Here is an 18,974-nt window from a genome sequence, read left to right as displayed (position 1 = left end):
CATGTCGTTGTATGTCGTGACCGACCCGGCGACCGGCGAACTGGTCCGGGAGTACCCCACGGCGACAGATGCGGCGGTGGCTGCCGCGCTCGGAGCGGCTGAGAACGCTTATCAGGGTTGGTCGAGGAAGGCATCCGTCAGTGAGCGCGCTGACCTACTGAGAAAAGTTGCCGCACTGCACAACTCGCGCAGCGGCGAACTTGCCGAAATCATCCGCCGCGAGATGGGCAAGTCCCTCGACCAGGCCATCGGTGAAGTCGAATTCAGCGCAGCCATCTACGAGTACTACGCGGACAACGCCGCCACATTCCTCGCGGACGAGCCGATCGAGCTCATCGAGGGAGAGGGAACGGCGTTCGTCCGCCGCCAGCCGATCGGCGTGTTGTTGGGCATCATGCCGTGGAACTACCCGTACTACCAGGTCGCCCGATTCGCCGCGCCGAATCTCGCTCTGGGCAACACGATCGTGCTCAAACACGCGCCGCAGTGCCCGGAATCAGCCGCCGCATTGCAGCAGATCTTCGTCGACGCCGGCTTTCCCGAAGGCTGCTACGTCAACACCTATGCGACCAATGAACAGGTCGCCGGCGCCATCGCCGACCCCAGGGTGCGAGGTGTCTCCTTCACCGGTTCTGAACGGGCCGGCGCAGCAGTCGCGGAAGTAGCGGGTCGGAACCTGAAGAAGGTGGTGCTCGAGTTGGGTGGCTCGGACCCGTTCATCGTGCTGTCATCGGATGACCTCGATGCCACCGTGCGGGCCGCGGTAGCCGCCCGATTCGAAAATGCGGGTCAGGCGTGTAACGCCGCAAAGCGGTTCATCGTTGCCGACGATCTGTACGAACCGTTCGTGGATGCGTTCACGGAACAGGTTCTGGCCCAGGCCGGCTCGCTTGCTCCGCTGTCCTCGGTTGCCGCCGCCGAGCGACTGGAAGAACAGGTCCGGCGCGCTGTCGCAGACGGCGCGACGCTGGTTCGCGATGGCGAGCGAGAGGGGGCGTACTTCCCGCCCGCCGTGCTGACCGACGTAGCGCCGACGTCGCCGTCGTCCACCGAGGAACTGTTCGGTCCGGTGGCCACCATCTATCGAGCCGGGTCCGAAGCCGAGGCTGTCGAGCTGGCGAACAACACGCCCTACGGACTGGGCTCATACGTCTTCACCACGGACCCCGGGCAGGCGATACGCGTCGCCGACCAGATCGAGGCAGGCATGGTGTTCGTCAACGGCGTCGGTCTCGACAGCATGGAACTGCCCTTCGGCGGCGTCAAGCGATCCGGCTTCGGGCGCGAACTCGGCCGGGCGGGGATCGAAGAGTTCGCCAACAAGAAGCTCATCCGCACTCTTCGCGGCTAGCCGCCGACCGTCGCCGCCGCATCTGATCCACCACATCCACCCTCAAGAGGACATCTGCCATGACCATCGAATTCGACGCCGCCGTCTTCAGGACGCCGAACGCGCCGCTGACCATCGAAACCGTTTCGCTCCCATCGACCCCGCCGCCCGGCGACGTACTCGTGCGGCTCAAGGCAAGTGGATTGTGTCACAGCGATTTTCACGTTCTTGCCGGTGAGTGGGACGTCCCCACGCCAATGATCCTCGGTCACGAAGGCGCGGGCGTCATCGAGAGTGTGGGTGAAGGGGTGACGACCCTGAAGAAGGGCGATCACGTCGTCCTGTCCTGGACGCCCTCATGTCGCCGGTGCCGCTACTGCATCAGTGGCAGGCCCGTCCTGTGCGACATGGTCGCTCAACATTCGGCCAACCACCTCTCGTTCGACGGCCGGTCGCGGATCACCGCGGCAGATGGTGCGGACGTCCTCAGCTTCGCCGGCCTCGGCACCTTCGGTCAGTACGTCATGGTGCCTGAATCGGGCGCGATCGCGATCCGCGATGACGCCCCCTTCGAACAGTCGGCGCTGATCGGCTGCGCCGTGACCACCGGTGTCGGCGCAGCGGTCAACACCGCCAAGGTGCGCCCGAGCGACACCGTGCTGGTCATTGGATGCGGCGGCGTCGGACTCAACGCGATTCAGGGTGCCCGCCTGGTCGGTGCCCGCCAGCTCATCGCCGCCGACATCTCCGACGAAAAGCTCAAGCAGGCACGGGTTTTCGGAGCTACCGACATTATCAACAGCGCCCAAGAGAATCTGGCGGACCGGATCGCGGAGCTCACCGATGGGCGTGGCGTCGAGGTGGCCATCGAGGCCATCGGTCTGCCGCAGACCATCGAAGCCGCCTATGCGGTCCTGGCTCGAGGTGGCACCGCCGTCGTCGCGGGGCAGGTGGCCGACGGCATGAAGGTCACGATCGACCCCTTCGTCATGTCCGATCAAGAGCTTTCCCTCATCGGCTCGAACTACGGCTCGAGCAAGCCCGCCACCGACTTCCCGCTGCTCGTCGAGCACTACATGCGGGGCCGCATCGATCTCGACTCGCTCGTGACCCGGGTCATCGACCTGGCAGAGATCAATGACGCGTTCGACGAGATGAAGCGCGGCGTCGGCATCCGCTCGGTGATCAGGTTCTGACGATGGACACGACAGCAAATGGGAGCACCGCTCCGGCTACCAGCGAGAACGCCGCTGAGCCCGGGACTACGCCCCGTCTGAGCGGCAAGCTCGGCGTCGGCTCGATCTCCCTCATGATCATCGCCGGGGCCGCCCCGCTCTGCGTGGTCGGCGGGCCGATGGTGCTGGGCCTGGCCTTGGGCAACGGCGCAGGCCTGCCCATCGGCTACGTGGCGACCCTCGTCGTCCTGCTGCTCTTCGTCACCGGTTTCACGACGATGACGCCGTTCGTCCGCTCGGCGGGGGCGTTCTACTCCTACGTGCATGCGGGTCTGGGCCGAGCTGCCGGGATCGGCACCGGCTATCTGGCCATGCTGTCGTATACGTGCATCTTCATCGGGCTCTTCATTCTGTTCGGGACCGGTGTGGACGCGCTGGTGAAGTCCTACGGCGGACCCGCGTCGCCATGGTGGCTGTGGGCCGGCGTGGGACTGGCGCTGACGTTGTTCCTGGGCTACCGGGACGTCGAGCTGTCCGGCAAGGTCCTGGGTGTCCTCCTGGTCGCCGAGGTGAGCATCGTTCTCGCACTGGACCTTTGGATCGTCGCGCGCGGCGGTGGACCGGAAGGTCTGTCCGGTGGGATGTTCTCGCTGAAGACGATATTCAGCGGCGCACCCGGGGTGGGCCTCATCTTCGCCGTACTCAGCTTCATCGGCATCGAGGCAGCTGCGGTGTTCCGGGACGAAGCGCGTGATCCTGCCCGGACGGTGCGCCGGGCGACGATCATCTCGGTGATCGTCGTGGGACTCTTCTACACCTTCACCTCGTGGGCGGTGATCAGCGGCGTCGGCGACAGTCGAGTCGTCCCTGCCGCGACAGCCGACCCCGAGGGCCTGTTCTCCGCAGTGGCGCTTCAGTACCTCGGGCGCATCGGTGCCGACCTCACCGTGGCGATGTTCGTCACCAGCACCTTCGCGGCCGCCTTGACGTGGCACAACATCCTCGCCCGCTACACGTTCTCGCTGGCGTCCCGGGGCCTGTTGCCGACCACCCTGTCGGCGAGCCACCCGACGCACGGCTCGCCGCACCGGGGAGCGGTGGCCGTCGCGATCGCCACCGGCGCTGTGCTGGCCGGCGGCACCATGATCGGGCTCGACCCGATGAGCGAAATCTACACGTGGACATCGGGTCTGGGGTCCATCGGATACGTCGTGCTGCTCATCCTCACCTGCGCGGCCGTGCTGGCGTTCTTCCGTCGCGAACCGCACGGGGCGCCGCTGACGCGGACACTGATCGCGCCACTGCTCGGCATGGCGGGGCTGCTGGCCATCCTGGCGATCATGCTGCTCAACCTCGATCTGCTCGCAGGAAACAGTCGCGTGGTCTCCGCCGTCATCGTCGTTTCCCTGATCGCCGCCTTCGCACTCGGACCCGTTGTCGGAAAACTCCTGCCGTCCTCGGGCCGGCAGGAATAGCGAAACCACCGAACAACGAATCCCTCTGAAAGACAACGAATAATGGCACAACGAATCGTGATGGTGGGTCTCGGCGCCACCGGCCGCGCCATGGCGCAATCCCTGCTGCGACGCACCGACGTCCAGATCGTCGGTGCGGCCGACCGCAATCCCGCGGTCGTCGGCACGGATCTCGGCGTCCTCGTCGGCAGCGCGGCGACCGGCGTGACCGTCGTCGACGACCCCGCGGGTCTGCCCCCGGCGGACCTGGCGATCGTCGCGACGACGTCGGATCTGAATCACGTGGCCGACACCCTCGTGCCGCTTCTGCAACGTGCGTACAACGTGATGAGCATCTGCGAGGAACTGGCGTACCCGTGGTCGAGTCACCCGGAGATCTCGCGTCGCCTCGATGACACCGCGAAAACGCACGGCGTGACCGTCCTGGGCACCGGGGCCAACCCCGGCGTCCTCATGGACACCCTGCCTCTGCTGCTGACCGCCCTCACCCAACGTGTCGACCGCGTGATCATCCGCCGCCGCACCAACATGTCGCGGTACGGGGCGATCCTGTCGAAGTTCGGCCTGGGACTCACGCCTGCGCAGTTCGCCGCAGCGCAGGAATCTGGAGATGTGGTCGGCCACTACGGTTTCGAACAATCGATCGGTGCGCTGGCGAGCGGCCTCGGCTGGACCTTGGACGCTATCGCGGTCGACCGGGTGACACCCGCGACGGTCAGCGAGATCACTCGCGTCGGCGAGCACATCACCGTCGAACGTGGCCAGATCGCCGCCGTCACCCACGCCGCCCGCGGATTGCGCGGCGGCCGTGCGGTCATCGACTTGGAGATCATGTTCGGCTTCTTCGACCCGAGTGACTCGCTCACCGCGGGTGACGATTACCGCATCGAAGGCGCTGACCAGACGATCGAGCTGACATCACTGACCGGCTTCGAGTCCTTCGTGAGCACCATTGCCGCAGCGGTCAACACCGTGACGGCCGTGATCGACGCGCCCGCCGGATTTCTGTCCATGGGTGATCTCCCCGTCCGTGCCCTGGCATCGAAAGGTGCTCGGCTGCTTGAAGATGGATTGCTGTGACACATGCAGTGTCGGTGCTGAACCCGGTGCGTTTTCTCGATCGAGCCGCTGCGGTGCACGGGGACAAGGTCGCCGTCATCGACGGCGCACGCGTGCTGACGTACCGCGATCTGCATGAGCGCTGCCGGCACCTCGCGGGCGCGCTGGTTGGTGACGGACTGGGGCCGGGTGCCCGAGCCGCGGTGCTGGCGCACAACACCCTGGAAATGCTCGAGGCACACTACGGAGTGCCCTACGCGGGTGGGGTTCTGGTGCCGCTGAACTCTCGCCTGAGCGCAGGGGACATCGCATACATCCTCGAGCACAGCGGAGCCGAGGTGCTGATCGCAACGGACCCGCTGATCGCGGTCGCGCGGGAGGCGGCCGAGTTGGTCGGCGGCACTGTGAAGGTCATCGCCGGCAATGAGCAATACGAGCACTACGTGGCGTCGGCAGCGCCGATGGATGTTGCCTGTGATGACGAATTCGCCACGGTGGCAATCAATTACACGTCGGGTACCACGGGTAAGCCGAAGGGGGTGGTGTACACCCACCGCGGCGCCTACCTGCAGGCGCTGGCCATGGCCTTCCACTCGGGCCTGGACCTCGACTCGGCGTACCTGTGGACGCTGCCGATGTTCCACTGCAACGGCTGGTGCTTCACCTGGGCGGTCACCGCGGCCGGCGCCACCCACGTGTGCCTGCCGAAGGTCGAGGCGAAGGCGATCTGGACGGCCGTCGAGGACCACGCGGTCACCCACATGTGCGCGGCGCCGACGGTCCTGTCGACCATGACCTCGCAGCCGCCCGCGAACCGCGCGGAACGAACCGTGTGGGTGGCCACCGGCGGAGCGCCGCCCGCACCCGCACTGCTTGCGCGGGCCCGTGCTTGCGGCCTCGCGGTCACCCATCTCTACGGCATGACCGAGACCTACGGCCCGGCCGTCATCAATGAGTGGAAGCAGGAATGGGATTCGGCGCCGGAAGACGAGCGTGACCGCCTGAACGCCCGCCAGGGCGTCGGCAACGTCGTTTCCGACCCGGTTCGGGTGGTGGACGAACAGGGCCGGGACGTGCCCGCAGACGGTGCAACGATCGGTGAGATCGCGTTGCGGGGAAACAACGTCACCCCCGCGTACTACCGAGATATGGCCGCCACTGCGGCAGCGGTGCCGGACGGCTGGTTCCGCACTGGCGATCTCGCGGTGCGTCACCCCGATGGCTACCTCGAAATCCGTGACCGCGCAAAGGATGTCATCATCTCCGGCGGCGAGAACATCAGCTCGGTCGAGATTGAGAGCGCCATCCTCGAGCACCCCGCCGTGCTGGAGGCCGCGGTTGTCGGCATGCCGCACGAGCATTGGGGTGAGCGGCCCGTGGCGTTCGTGTCGCTGCGCCCAGGTGCGGCTGTCACGAGTGCGGAACTGCGGGCCCACCTGCTCGACCGCGTCGCGAAATTCAAGGTCCCGGACCGCATCGAGTTCACCGCGCTCCCCAAGACTGCCACCGGCAAGATTCAGAAATTCGAACTCAAGCGACAGCTGGCCGGCGGCCTCAACCGATAGGTGCAATATGCACCGTCCGCCCGCTCGATTGGTTGAGAGGTGCCATGGCACACCACCGGGCCCGGCGGCAATAGTGAGATCAACGCCACACCAACAACTCGGCGTTCTCCCCAAACTTCAACTCGCAGAAAGAGATCACGCGATGACAACCGCTGTTTCGAACCTCCGGAAGCTTCCTCACACCGCGGACGTCGCGGATATCCGTGCCATCGTCGCCGAGGACGGCGGGGTGATCATCGAGGGTCTGCTGACCCCGGAGCAGGTCACCCGGTTCAACGCCGAGATCGAGGGCCCCCTCGCCGCGCTGACTCCCGGCGGCAAGCACGAGCTCGAGATCGTCAACGAGTTCCACGGCGCCAACACCAAGCGCCTGACGAACCTGGTCACCCACAGCCCGGTCTTCCGGAACGAGATCATCAACCACGACCTGGTGCACGCCCTGTGTGATGCGACCTTCCTCGAGGAATCGGGCACGTACTGGATGACCACCGCCCAGGTGATCGAGATCGGCCCCGGCAACCGCGCGCAGTTCCTGCACCGCGACCTCGAGAACTGGTACCCCTTCGTCGGCATGGGCCCCGCCGGCCCGGAGATCACCCTCAACTTCCTCATCGCCCTCACGGACTTCACCGAGGAGAACGGCGCCACCCGCGTCATCCCGGGCAGCCACAAGTGGCCCGATTTCCAGGACCGCGGGACGCCCGAGCAGACGTTCCCCGCGATCATGAACGCCGGCGATGCCCTCTTCTTCAGCGGCAAGACCGCGCACGGCGGTGGCGCCAACGTCACCACCGATGAGTACCGGCGCGCGGTGTCCTTCGCGTTCAACCCGGGGTTCCTGGTCGGGGAGGAGGCCTACCCGTTCCTGGTCGATCGCGACGTGGTGAAGACCCTGCCGGAGCGCGTCCAGCGCATCCTCGGCTTCCGCTCGCAGTACCCGACCGGCTCGCCCGGCCTGTGGATGGTCGACTACCGCGAACTCGCCGATCACCTCGGTCTGTAAGCGGCAGACTGTTGCCATGACACCGGATCAGCTGTGGCCCGATGCATCCGATCCGGTCCGCCGGCTGATCCGGGAACTCGCTGAGTCGATGCTGGCGAGGTCCGCAGACGTCATCGACGATCTGACTGCAGCGTCGCTGCAGGACCCGAAGTACCGGGCGATCGCCGATGACCCGGTGCTCGCGGATGCCGATGCCCAGATGGTGGTCTCGCACCTCAAGCACTGGCTGACGTCCAACATCGCCGAGCCCGGTCGCCGGGTCAGTCCCGCCACGGGAAGCGTCATGCGCACGTATGCCCGCGATGTGGTGCTGCGCGGCCTCACGACTGACGATGTCCTGGGGTGGCGATCCGCACAACGCGTTGCCTGGAGTTGGTGGCTGGCGGCGTGTTTCAAGACGACGGACGATGCGGATCAGCTTCGCGAACTGATCGAGATCTCCGGGAATTCGCTCACGACGTTCGTCGACGACTCGATCGCTGAGCTCGCTGAGCACATCCGCCGGGTCCGCGAGGAGTTCGCCGGTGGCTCGCAGCTGCAGCGGTACGCCACCGTCGAGCTCCTGCTCCAGGGCGCGGACATCGCACCGTCGCGTGCCGAAGCGCAGCTGGGCTACGCGCTGACCGGTTCGCACATCGGCGCCGTCGTCTGGGTGAATTCCGAGAAGGACGTCGCCGAACTCGAACGCGCCAGTGAGCAGGTGATGCGGGCCTGCGGCGCGGACCGGCGGCTGACTGTGGTCGCCGGTACCGCTGCGGTGTGGCTGTGGATACCGGCGAAGACGACGCCGACGGTCGCCGAACTCGCCGAACGCCTGGGGCGACGGTGCGGTGCGCGCGTGGCACTCGGCCGTGCGGCTCCTGGGGTCAGCGGCTTCCGGCGGACGCACATGGACGCCGCTGCAGCGCAAAGGCTTCTGGCTCGCCTGGACTCCGGGCTGTCCATCGTGCGCTATGAGGACGTCCACCTCGTAGACCTGTTGTCCACGGATCCCTCGTCGGCCGACCAGTTCGTCGCGGACGTGCTCGGTGAACTGAAGGACGCCAGCCCGGTGCTGCATCAGACGGTGCTGACCTATGTGGACGAGGGTCTCAACCGCACGAGCACCGCCGAACGGTTGTACACCCACCGCAACACCATCGACCGGCGTCTCGCCCGCATCGACGAACTGCTGCCGAAACCCTTCGCGCGCAACCCGATCGAGGTGGCTGCTGCCCTCACGCTGCTCAGCGTGCGTGGGGGACACTGACTCCGACGAACTACCCGCGACTCGGGATCGTGGACGCCAGGCGACGTCCGACCCGCGTCGCGACGCGCCCGACCCGGATCAGCAGCGTCGGGAGTGGGGTGCGCAGCGTGGCGTGCTTGCGGACGTAGTCGGGCATGTACCACCGGTGGGTGGTGCCGGCGGCGAACACTGCGGAATCGCCTGGCCGGAGCCAAGTTCCGGTCTGCGGATCACCGATTCGGACCTCGCCCGCGACGATGTGCACCGTCTCCTCTACGACGAAGGTCCAGTCGAATGTGCCGGCCGAGCAGTCCCAGATATAGAACTCGACCGCCGAGTCACCACTGGTGTGCCAGCGCCGCGACCGTGCCCGTGGCTTGCCGTCGACGACCCATGACGGATCGATCGGGCTGTCTGCCAGGTCGTGATCCTGTGCGAATGCTGACTGCATGCTGGGAAATCGTAGCGGTGTGCAGGCTTGGCCGGGGTCAGTTTTGGGCTACGTGGCCGTGGGGTCCACCCAGAAGATCTGCCAGGAGTGGCCGTCGAGGTCGTGGTAGCTGCGGCCGTACATGAAGTCCTCGTCATCGGTGTCGCCCGGCGTGGCGCCCGCAGCGATGGCGCCGTCCACGAGGGTGTCCACGCACTCGCGGCGGTCGACACCCAAGCAGACGACGCACTCCTTCGTCTTCGACGCATCGGCGGTCTCGGCCGTGTGCAGGGAATCGAAGACATCGCGCTGCGTCAGCATCGCGAACTGGTTCTCGCCCAGCACCAGTGTCACTGCGTTGTCATTGCTGAACGTCTCGTTGACCGCATAGCCGAGCCCGGAGAAGAACTTCCGCGAGCGCGCGACGTCGGCGACGGGCAGGTGAACGAAGATCATGGCGTGCATCGGGCTGCTCCTGTGGTCCGCGGCGCCCGGAAGCGGGTGCCGTCACAGGGGTAGACAGCCGACCCGCGCACAACTCATCGCGCGGCGGTTCAGGGGAAGGCGTAGTGCACAACCACAGGCGCGTGGTCGGACAGCCGCGCGCTGGGCGCGGCTTCCTTGTCGACCGTCACCGACATAGCGGTCCGCGCGAGCCGCGGCGTGGCCAGGTGGTGATCGATGCGCCAGCCCACGTCTTTGACGAACGACTCGCCGGCCCAACTCCACCAGGACAGCGGCCCGGGCCGGTCACCATGCAGCGTCCGCACCACGTCGACGAGTGTGCGCGGCCCGATCTGTGCGTCCAGCCAGGCGCGTTCCTCGGGGAGGAAGCCCTCCATCTTCTGTGCGGGCCGCCAATTCGTCACGTCGTGCGGAAGGTGCGCCAGGTTCAGATCGCCGAGCAGCAGGAACTCGCGGCCCGCCGCGAGCGCCGCCCGCCGGTTGCGGCTCAGCTCGCGCGCGAACGCCCCGAGGAAGCGCATCTTCCTGTCGTACTTGGCGCCGCCGTCGGGCAGATCGCGCATGTTGCCGGGCCGCTGCAGGTGCGCCGGCAGGCCGCCTTTCGGCAGATAGAGGCACGCCACTGTGAGGGGAGCGTGCGCGAGGTCGACCTCGAGGTACCGCCCCTCGTTCGCGAATGTCCCGAGCCCCCGGGTGCGCGGGGGATGCGAGACCCAGGTCCGCACGGCCGTCGGCGCGTCGCGCGTCAGGATGGCGACGCCGTTGCGGCCCGGGATCGAGCCGGAATCCATCGCCGCGTGATAGCCGTCGAATTCGCCGACCTGGTCGGGCGGGCAGCGCAACTCCTGCAGGGCCACCACGTCGAGTCCGCGCCCGGCGAGCCAGGCGTCGAAGCCGCGACGGCGTGCCGCCCGGATCCCGTTGACGTTGAACGTGGCAATGCCCAGCGGCGCGTTTGGTGTAGCCATCGCCTCTACCAAAGCAGATCGGCATGGCGGCTGTTCAGCGGCCTCGGTCTGTCCGCCGATCGGGGGAGAACGGTTCCACCGGCGAATCCGCTGTTCGGGGGAATCCGGAAAGTGGCCGCTCGCGAAATAGTTGTCGGTGTCAAGAGACGGCCCAAACCCCTTCTCGGATCACAACATTCACGTACAGGAGGCCCCATGAACATCACGACGGCTCGGATCGCCGCAGCAGGAACGGGGATCGCCGCCGCGCTGTCCTTCGCCGCGGTCGCCCACGCGGGAACCATGCCGGTCACTCATCCCGGCGAGCCGACCATCGCCATGACGATCACCAACCACACCGACAAGGTGCAGTTCCTGCTCGATGACGGGACGAGCCCCAACGGCAAATGGGTCGACGGTCCTCAGCGGCTACTGGCACCCGGCGCCACCGAAACCGTGACAGCCGTTGCGCCACAGGGCGACTCGCTCGACATGCACGTCGCCTACCGGGTTGGTGTCGGCGGCCCGACCGCCACCTACGAGGTCAACGACTCGAAGACCAACACGAATGTCGCGAACACCAGTGTCACCGGTTTTCTCGCCAAGAACTACTGGATCAATCACAGCTTCAGCAGCCATTACCCCAACACCAACGTGGGCTTCGATCTCTGGTGAGTGCTGCTGTGACGACCGGTGGTAGGTGGCGACCGGTCGTCAGGCTTCGCGCGCCTGATCCGCGTGCAGTGCCTTGATCCGCCGCTGCTCGCGCAGTACCTGCTGGTAGCTCTCGCGTTCGATGATCAGCCAGTCCGGCTTCTCCTCGAGCAGGGCGTCGATCTGCTCGGTGGTCAGCGCCTTCTCGACGCCGCCGCGTGCGAGGCCGGCGATCGAGATACCCAGCTTGGCGGCCACCAGGTTCTTGGGGTGCGGCCCGTTCTTGCGAAGGTCCTTGAGCCACTGTGGCGGATCGGCCTGCAGCGCCGCCAGGTCGGCGCGGGTGATCGCGTTCTCCTGGAACTCGGCAGGTGTCGCGGGCAAGTACACGTCCAGCTTCTTCGCCGCGGTGGCGGGTTTCATGGACTGCGCGTTGGGCCTGCTCATGGGCATCAGCCTATCGGTAGGTCGCTGCGATGACCCCGTACGATCCGCGACGTGGAGTTTTCGACTCTGGATCTCGCGACCCGCAAGTTCTGGCGGGCCACCGGCAGAGGCGTCGACCTCGACGGCGTCGATGCCTGGCTGCAGGCGCCACTCGGGTCCCGGGGCGGCGGGAACAACTGGCTGCGTGATGAAGCGGCCCGCCGCGGTGGCGCGCTGCGCGACGACGACCCCGACGCCGGTTTGCAGCCCGATCTCGAGGGACTGTCCGGGCCCGGATTCGATGCCGCGGCCGTCCACCCGATGATTCACGACTTCTACACCCACACGGCGCGCTGGCGGATGGAGGTGTGGAGCAGCTGGTCACCGTTGTTCTGGCCGGGCGGCGAATTGATATCGCGCATGTTCGGTAAGCGGGTACAGCAACTGGCGCTACCGATGCGTCCCCTTGACGTGGCACGCGGCATCGATGGTCGGGTCTCGGTGATCACCGACGGCACCGGCGCGCAGGTCGCGGCCGGCTGGATCCGGACCTTGCGCGGCAACGGCGACACCGTGTTCAGCGGATGCTATTCGCGCAGAACGCTTCCCGGTGCCGACCGGGCCAGCGTGCACGTGACGTTCCCGTTGGAAGAGGGCAACGTCCAGGTCTTCCTGCGGCCGCAGCACCTGCCGGACGGCGGTCTGCGGTTGTCTTCCCCGGCCGGCCCGTGGGGCGCTGACGGGGCGTACGTCCTGGTGCGCGACCGCGGGCGCTACTTCGCGCGGCGGGTACCCGTGCATGAGACGTTCGACCTCTACGTCGACCGTGAGCAGGTACTTCGCACCGACCATGTGCTGCGGATGTGGAACCTGCCGGCCGTCCGCCTGCACTACAAGCTGGAACGCCGCGGGACGTAACCGGTACGCCCGTCCCAGTAGCCGTGTTCGGACAGCGGCCGGAACCGGTAGGTCGCGAACTCGCGGTGGAAGTCGCGGCGCCGGCGCTCGGCCATCGCATCGGCATGTCGAGCCGGGTCGGCGACCTCGGTCACACCACCCCGGCCGTGCACCATCCCAGTCATCGCCCGCACCGAGGTCCAGATCGAGAAGGTCGAGATCGAACGGGGCGGACGCATCGCGGCCAACGCCAGGGTGGCGTCCGGATGGTCGCGCACCAATCGCTCGACCGGCTTGCCCCACGTGAGGAAGCGCGGGACTTCGGGCAGTCGCATCCGGGCCAGGGTGACGGCGACGACGGGCTCGTCATCGTCGGAAGCCTCGGCCTCCTGCGGTAGATCGGGGAGCGCCACGAGCGTGGACCAGCGCCGTAGAAACGTCATCCGGACATGCCAGCCCGTGGCGAACCGCGCGCCCGGACCGGCCAGGAATGCGTCGATCGCGGCCTCGTCCTCCCACCGGGCGAACATCGCCAGCCGCCGCAACTGCAGCCGGTCGGGGGAGATGGTCGGGGCGCCGAGCCGCATCAGGGACAGACATTCGGCGTAGCGCAGCCCGGCCATCCGGTCGGGCTGCGGTGGTCGCCGCAGCAGCGGCACCGTCGCCGTGACAGGCAGCTCGACGAGATGGAACGTGAAGACGCCGAGCTCGGTCATGCCTCAATTATCGGCGCTGACCACGAACCGCCCGACGCGCGTTTGGGTAGCGTGATCGCCGTGACACCGTCCTCGTCGGCCTCATTGACTCTCGGGTACGTCCCCGGTGGGACGCCCGCGAAGTGGGCGCGGATCTGGGCCGAGCGTCATCCCGAGGCGGCGCTGATTCTGCATCCGGTCTCGGCGGCCGATGCGGCCGACACGCTGCGGGCCGGCGGCGTCGACGTGGCGCTGCTCCGGCTGCCGGCGAACACGACGGGGCTGGCCGTCATCTCGCTGTATGAGGAGACGACGGTGGCTGTCGTGTCGACTGATCATGTGCTCACCGCGGCCGACGAGATCACCGCCACGGACCTCGACGGCGAGCCGATCGTCGTGCCGCTCGACGACGTCGTCGGCTGGGCGGATGCACCGGGAAACGCGGTCGAGTACCGGCCCGAAACCACCGAGGGTGCAATAGAACTCGTCGCGACGGGCATGGGTGCCCTCATCGTGCCGCAGTCGCTCGCGCGGCTGTATCACCGCAAGGATCTCACGTACCGGCCGATCACCGACGCGCCCACCTGCCCCGTCGCACTGGCCTTTCCGGAAGGGGAACAGTCGGAACTGGTCGAGGAGTTCATCGGCATCGTGCGGGGCCGAAAGGCCAGTTCGTCGCGGGGCCAGGCCGAGCCGGCGCCGAAACGCAGCGCGCGCGAGAAGACCCTTGCCAAGCAGGCGGCCCGGGCGGCTGCCGGGAAGGGCGCCGTGGGCAAATCGGCCCGAAAGTCAGGCCAGGCCAAGCGCGGTCGGCGCTGACGCCGTTGTAGCCCGTGGCGTTTGCTCAGCGCTACTACACTCCCAGGCCATGAGCAGACCGTCGGCGGGCGCAGGTAAACGCACCACCGCGCCACGATCCGCGACATCACGAGCTCCGCGTACGATCCGTGGTCTCGACGCCGAGCAGCGTCGAGTTCACCGCCGGGAACAACTGCTGGCGTCCGCGTTCGAGTTGATCGCCCGCGACGGTTATGCCAACACGTCCATCGAGCAGATCTGCCAGAACGCGTTCGTGGGGAACAAGGCGTTCTACGAGACATTCGACAGCAAGGAAGACTGCTACATCGAGTTGCTCCGGCAGATCGCCGAGCGAATCGAACGCCAGGTCGTCGAGATCCTCGAGGACACCACCGCTGACAACGACGATATGGTCGAGCGGCTGCTGTCGGCGTTTGCCCACGCCCTGGTCGACGACCCCAGGATCGCGGTGGTGGCGTTCGGGGAATGCGCAGGCATCTCGCCACGGGTCGAGCGGCAGCGCCGCGAGAATCGGCGTTGGACCGCAACGTTTGTCGAAGAGTTGTGGCGGCGTCGCGAGTTCCCCGAGATCGCGGCCGACACCACGCTCGACTTCCATGCGCTGGCGGTCCTGACCGTCGGCGGTCTGTTCGAGGCAGTTGCCGACTGGCTGCACGACTACGAGCCCGACGCTGAACAACGGCCGAGCATCGACACTCTCATCGGCAATCTGACCAGCTTCATGGCAGTGGTCCGGGCCGGCATCACCGCCTCATTGCGCTGATCGCAATCCGCGCCATACCCCGGTGCATCCGACTGCGGGCCGCTTTGACAAGAGTTCTTGTTTTTAAAAAGAGGTCTTGTTCAAAACCGGCTGTTGCTATAGCGTCCTGCGGCTATGGGGGTCAACTCAACACAATTGCAATCGCCGCGATGGACGGCCACGGTCCTGGCGAGGGGTGTCGCGGTGGGTATCGCCGCGGCGACTGTGGTCGGCGTGTCGGCGCCTGGCGCTCCGATCGTGTCGCAGGCCGCGGTACAACTCGTCAACACCACCATCGGCGTCGGAGGATCGTTCGACCCGTTGGGGCTGAGCATCCCGCTGTTCTTCTACGGAACGACTGTCCCGCAAGGGGATTCATTCCACGTAGTGCCATACCCGGGGCAGATCAACGTCGAATGGCCGATCATCTCCGCACTGCCGGGGTTGTCCGGCGTCCCGTACTGGCCGCACTCGCTGAAGCAGTCCGAACGCATCGGTGCCGGATATCTCGAGCAGGACATCGCCAAACAGGCACCCGGTCAGAAGATCACCATCCTCGGCATGTCCCAGGGTGCACAGGTCGCCGAGATCGCGCGCGCCGACATGGCCAAGGACCCCGCGTACGTCGCCCACGCCGGCGACTACACGTTCACCCTCATCGGCGATCCGTACCAGCCGAACGGCGGCATCCTGTCGCGCTTCACATCGTGGAGTCGTATGCCGATCCTGGGTGATCTCTTTCCGCTCGGACGACCGGGGCCGTCCGACAGCCCATTCCAAACCACGATCTACCAGAACCAGTACGACGGATTCGCCGATTTCCCGGCCTATTTCAACCCGCTGGCCGTTGTCAATGCCTTGCTGGGCATCATGTTCGAACATGTCCTTCCCGGCTATGCGTTGGAGCCCAAGACCAGTTCCAACACGGTGAGCACCACCGTCGGCAACACCACGTACGTGACCTTCCCGCAGCGCCTGCCGCTGCTGGCGCCGCTGCGTCTGGCCGCGTCGCTGATCGGGGCGCAGCGGCTCGTCGACGCCATGGACCCAGTCCTGCGCGTCATCATCGAAAGCGCCTATGACCGCACCGCGGATCCCAGCCAGGTCAAGCAATTCAGCTGGACCACGCCGCAGGCCAAGATCTCTGCCGCCCTCAAAGAGCTGCCCGGAGCGTTCGCACAGTCAATGCAGATTCTCCGCACCGGCAGCTACACGCCGACGCTGCCGCAACCGGTCGTGGATGCCACCGAACCGGCCACACCCACAACCGAGCATCCTGCGAAGTCGGTGGACAACTCGCCGCTGGCCAAGGCGATCCGTCAGTCGGTGGTGAATCTGACTGCGGCGCTGACGAATATCACGCGCCCGGTCGCCAAGCTGTTGCAGGTGGTCGGCGGCCAGAAACCGACGGCGGCAACGCCGCCGAGTACCGCACCCAAGTCCGTCGCCGCGGCACCGACACCTCAGGCGGTGCCGACAACTGGAAGCCGCCTCTCCGTGACGGCACCGCGGACGGCGACGTCGGGGGACCCGGATTCGACCGCGGCCTCGGCGAGCACTATGGCCCCGTCGTCATCGGCCGTCTCGAAGGGGAAACCGGCCAAGCGCGCACGCTCGCTGCGGCCGACACCAGACGCCGTCGCGCCGGTGCGGCAGACCCGCGATCGGCGGCCACAACCCGTGGACACCGGTCATGTGGACGCCGGTCATACGGACGCCGGTACCGACGCGACCACACCGTCCGTCAAAGCCGGCGATCGGCGGCGCGAATCCACCAGGAGCACAACCAAATCCGACGCGCCCGCCGGCGCGAAGGCCGATCACACGCCGTCAGGCAAGGGCGCGCGGCCGGCCGCGTAGTCAGGTGTGTGCCGGCCCCTCGGCCTTCTTGTACAGCGACTTGAGCAGCACATCACGAAAGACGCGGCTGTCGACCGCGCGGCGGCCGGCCTCGGCCACCCACGGGATGCCGGCCAGCTTATGAAAGAACCGGCCACGCCGGTACTCGCGTCCCCACGCCGCCTCGATGCGCTGCTGGTAGTTGGTGAAGTCGTCGGGACCGCCGTTGGTCAACGCGGCGACGGCGCATTCGCCTGCGGCCAAACCGGATTCGAGTGCTTTCGAGATGCCCGCACCGGAGGCCGGCTTGCCGGCGCCCAGCGCATCACCGGCGAACAGGACGCCGGGCTGCCACGGCGGCCATGCGGTGAACCCCATGGGCAGGCGCCAGGCCCGCACGCTCCGGTTCTTCTTCAACTCGTCGATCGACGGCAGCGCCCAGTCGCGCGGCAGCGTGTGCAGGAAGTCGCCGAGGAACCGCGTTGCGTTGATGGCCTGCCAGTTGCGGTAGCTGTTGACGTAGCCGAGGCCTATGTTGAAGGTGCCGTTGCCCATCGGGAACACCCAGCCGTAGCCGGGCAGCTGGTCACCGTCGAACAGCAGCTTGAGGTAGATCTCCAGCGCGTCGGAGTCGGGACGGTCGGCCGGCATCTCGGCGCGAATGGCGATCGCCGAATAGCCGTGATAACTCGAGTCGACATGCAGCGCTCGTTTGATCGGGGAGTAGGCGCCGTCGGCTGCGATCACGGCGTCCGCGTGCACCGTCTCGCCATCCTTCAGCACCACACCGGTGACCCGGCCGTCGTCGTTGCGCTCGACACCCGCCACCTCGCCACCCTGGCGCACCTCCGCGCCCGCGGCCGCGGCATGGCCGAGCAACAGCGCATCCAGGTGGGTACGGCTGACGGTGCAGCCGTGGTCGGGCATGCCGGGGCGGCGCGGGAACGACAGCTCCCATTGGTGCGGGCTGAACACCGTGACCCGATTGATCCGGTGGAACCGGGCGACCTCGTCCGCCAGGCCCATCTTCTGCAGGTAGCTGACCCCGCGGGCCGTCAGGCCGTCGCCGCACGGCTTGTCGCGCGGGAAGGTGGCCTTGTCGATGACGAGCACGCTGGCGCCGGTTTGCGCGGCCTGCCACGCAGCCGCCGATCCGGCGGGACCTCCGCCGGCGACGATGACGTCGTACCGCTGCACCATGTGATCAATTCCTTGTCGGGCCGGTACTTTCGGGCGAGGCCTGACGCCGATGCTACGCGTGCAGCCTGTTGATCCGCTGGCTGTGACGAGGCGTCCGAAGGTGTGACATGCGCCGCGCCGGGCAGTCTGAGCAGGTCAGATTTGGCCCGCCCGGTACAGTGGCGGGGTGCGCAGGCCATCTCTTCCACGCACCGGCATCCAGGCCGGGGTGAAAGTTCCTGGTGTGCCGGGCGTGAACGTTCCGTCGGTCACCGTGCAGGTGAAGGTCACTCCGCCCAAGGGTGCGCCCGAGAAGGTCGACGCCCGTAGCGAGCGCTGGCGCGAACACCGGCTCAAGGTCCGCGAGGAGATCGTCGACGCCGCTTTCCGCGCGATCGACCGGCTCGGCCCGAACGTCAGTGTGCGGGAGATCGCCGAAGAGGCCGGCACCGCCAAGCCCAAGATCTACCGGCACTTCGCCGACAAATCCGACATGTTCTCGCAGATCGGCGAGCGGATGCGCGACATGTTGTGGGCGGCCGTCATTCCGTCCATCGACATCGAGCACGATTCGACCGGGCAGATCATCGGCCGCGCCGTCGAACACTACGTCGACCTGGTGGACCAGCACCCCAACGTGGTGCGCTTCCTGCTGCAGGGCAGGTTCGCCGACCAGTCCGCCGCCGCGATGACGACCGTCAACCGCGGCCGCGACATCACCCTGGCGATCGCCGCCATGATCAGCGGCGAACTCAAGGACATGGATCTGGATTCGGCCATCTTCGAGCTGGCGGCGTTCACGCTGTTCGGCGCGGCCGCATCGGCGACCGACTGGTGGCTCGGCGGTAGTGATGAAACTCCGCGCCGGCTGCCCCGCGACCAGTTCGTCGCGCACATGACCACCATCATGATCGGTGCCATCAACGGCACCGCCAGGTTGCTCGGCATCCGGTTCGACCTGGACCTGCCGGTGCACGACGCGGTGCGCCGCGAAGAGTCCGTCGGCTGACGATTCCGTTCCTGACGTGGTGCGTTGACACCTCGCG

General features: G+C 67.0%; 19 protein-coding genes. 13 read left to right on the top strand and 6 right to left on the bottom strand.

What is annotated here, in order from left to right:
• Position 1 precedes the first annotated feature (1 nt).
• The 7 genes from VXD91_RS26360 (at position 2) to VXD91_RS26330 (ending at position 8,856) form a co-directional block, all read left to right on the top strand.
• On the top strand, positions 2-1,351 hold the full coding sequence (locus tag VXD91_RS26360) for an NAD-dependent succinate-semialdehyde dehydrogenase (RefSeq protein WP_212814738.1): 1,350 nt from the start codon (positions 2-4) through the stop codon (positions 1,349-1,351).
• A 59-nt stretch (positions 1,352-1,410) separates the two neighbouring features.
• On the top strand, positions 1,411-2,526 hold the full coding sequence (locus VXD91_RS26355; protein WP_212813752.1) for a Zn-dependent alcohol dehydrogenase: 1,116 nt from the start codon (positions 1,411-1,413) through the stop codon (positions 2,524-2,526).
• Positions 2,527-2,528: 2 nt separating this feature from the next.
• Positions 2,529-3,980 carry an APC family permease gene (locus VXD91_RS26350; protein ID WP_212813754.1) on the top strand — a complete coding sequence of 484 codons (1,452 nt, stop codon included), beginning with the start codon at positions 2,529-2,531 and terminating at the stop codon, positions 3,978-3,980.
• Positions 3,981-4,022: 42 nt separating this feature from the next.
• On the top strand, positions 4,023-5,060 hold the full coding sequence (locus VXD91_RS26345; RefSeq protein ID WP_212813756.1) for a dihydrodipicolinate reductase: 1,038 nt from the start codon (positions 4,023-4,025) through the stop codon (positions 5,058-5,060).
• Positions 5,057-6,604: an AMP-binding protein gene (locus VXD91_RS26340; RefSeq protein ID WP_318986113.1), complete on the top strand. Its 1,548-nt coding sequence runs from the start codon at positions 5,057-5,059 to the stop codon at positions 6,602-6,604. The genes VXD91_RS26345 and VXD91_RS26340 overlap by 4 nt, the downstream gene beginning before the upstream one ends.
• Before the next feature lie 142 nt (positions 6,605-6,746).
• Positions 6,747-7,607 carry a phytanoyl-CoA dioxygenase family protein gene (locus VXD91_RS26335; RefSeq protein WP_212813760.1) on the top strand — a complete coding sequence of 287 codons (861 nt, stop codon included), beginning with the start codon at positions 6,747-6,749 and terminating at the stop codon, positions 7,605-7,607.
• A gap of 16 nt (positions 7,608-7,623) precedes the next feature.
• On the top strand, positions 7,624-8,856 hold the full coding sequence (locus tag VXD91_RS26330; protein WP_212813762.1) for a helix-turn-helix domain-containing protein: 1,233 nt from the start codon (positions 7,624-7,626) through the stop codon (positions 8,854-8,856).
• 10 nt (positions 8,857-8,866) lie between these two features.
• On the opposite strand, the gene VXD91_RS26325 is transcribed toward VXD91_RS26330, so the two are convergent.
• From VXD91_RS26325 to VXD91_RS26315, 3 genes are all read right to left on the bottom strand, one after another.
• Positions 8,867-9,286 carry a cupin domain-containing protein gene (locus tag VXD91_RS26325; protein ID WP_346416770.1) on the bottom strand — a complete coding sequence of 140 codons (420 nt, stop codon included), beginning with the start codon at positions 9,284-9,286 and terminating at the stop codon, positions 8,867-8,869.
• Positions 9,287-9,334: 48 nt separating this feature from the next.
• Positions 9,335-9,730, bottom strand: a complete 396-nt coding sequence (locus tag VXD91_RS26320) for a glyoxalase (RefSeq protein ID WP_212813766.1) — start codon at positions 9,728-9,730, stop codon at positions 9,335-9,337.
• 89 nt (positions 9,731-9,819) lie between these two features.
• Positions 9,820-10,698 (bottom strand): exodeoxyribonuclease III, encoded by an 879-nt coding sequence (locus VXD91_RS26315; RefSeq protein ID WP_212813768.1) that lies wholly within the window; start codon positions 10,696-10,698, stop codon positions 9,820-9,822.
• 195 nt (positions 10,699-10,893) lie between these two features.
• On the opposite strand from VXD91_RS26315, the gene VXD91_RS26310 reads away from it, so the two are divergent.
• Positions 10,894-11,352: a hypothetical protein gene (locus VXD91_RS26310; RefSeq protein ID WP_212813770.1), complete on the top strand. Its 459-nt coding sequence runs from the start codon at positions 10,894-10,896 to the stop codon at positions 11,350-11,352.
• Between the two features lie 39 nt (positions 11,353-11,391).
• Here VXD91_RS26310 and VXD91_RS26305 read toward each other — a convergent pair whose 3' ends face one another.
• Positions 11,392-11,778, bottom strand: coding sequence for a DUF5997 family protein (locus VXD91_RS26305; protein ID WP_138249832.1), 387 nt, complete (start codon positions 11,776-11,778; stop codon positions 11,392-11,394).
• A gap of 51 nt (positions 11,779-11,829) precedes the next feature.
• Between VXD91_RS26305 and VXD91_RS26300 the strand changes: the two genes are divergently transcribed.
• Entirely contained in the window at positions 11,830-12,675 is an 846-nt protein-coding gene (locus tag VXD91_RS26300) for a hypothetical protein (RefSeq protein ID WP_212813772.1), read from the top strand.
• On the opposite strand, the gene VXD91_RS26295 is transcribed toward VXD91_RS26300, so the two are convergent.
• Positions 12,648-13,370, bottom strand: a complete 723-nt coding sequence (locus tag VXD91_RS26295; protein WP_318986114.1) for a hypothetical protein — start codon at positions 13,368-13,370, stop codon at positions 12,648-12,650. The genes VXD91_RS26300 and VXD91_RS26295 overlap by 28 nt on opposite strands.
• Before the next feature lie 51 nt (positions 13,371-13,421).
• On the opposite strand from VXD91_RS26295, the gene VXD91_RS26290 reads away from it, so the two are divergent.
• The 3 genes from VXD91_RS26290 (at position 13,422) to VXD91_RS26280 (ending at position 16,770) form a co-directional block, all read left to right on the top strand.
• On the top strand, positions 13,422-14,168 hold the full coding sequence (locus VXD91_RS26290; RefSeq protein ID WP_318986181.1) for a LysR family substrate-binding domain-containing protein: 747 nt from the start codon (positions 13,422-13,424) through the stop codon (positions 14,166-14,168).
• Positions 14,169-14,217: 49 nt separating this feature from the next.
• The gene (locus VXD91_RS26285; RefSeq protein ID WP_318986115.1) at positions 14,218-14,931 is read left to right on the top strand and encodes a TetR/AcrR family transcriptional regulator; all 714 of its coding nucleotides are present in this window, start codon (positions 14,218-14,220) and stop codon (positions 14,929-14,931) included.
• A gap of 114 nt (positions 14,932-15,045) precedes the next feature.
• Complete coding sequence (locus VXD91_RS26280) at positions 15,046-16,770, top strand: PE-PPE domain-containing protein (protein WP_346416769.1); 1,725 nt, start codon at positions 15,046-15,048, stop codon at positions 16,768-16,770.
• Here VXD91_RS26280 and VXD91_RS26275 read toward each other — a convergent pair whose 3' ends face one another.
• Positions 16,771-17,949, bottom strand: coding sequence for a geranylgeranyl reductase family protein (locus tag VXD91_RS26275; protein WP_346416768.1), 1,179 nt, complete (start codon positions 17,947-17,949; stop codon positions 16,771-16,773).
• Positions 17,950-18,202: 253 nt separating this feature from the next.
• On the opposite strand from VXD91_RS26275, the gene VXD91_RS26270 reads away from it, so the two are divergent.
• Positions 18,203-18,937 carry a TetR/AcrR family transcriptional regulator gene (locus VXD91_RS26270; protein ID WP_212814740.1) on the top strand — a complete coding sequence of 245 codons (735 nt, stop codon included), beginning with the start codon at positions 18,203-18,205 and terminating at the stop codon, positions 18,935-18,937.
• Positions 18,938-18,974 lie beyond the last annotated feature (37 nt).

The organism is Mycobacterium sp. SM3041, assembly GCF_039668335.1.
In the GTDB taxonomy this organism is placed as follows: domain Bacteria; phylum Actinomycetota; class Actinomycetes; order Mycobacteriales; family Mycobacteriaceae; genus Mycobacterium.
The sequence above is the reverse complement of the archived record's forward strand: the minus strand, read 5'-3'. Positions and strand labels throughout refer to the sequence as shown.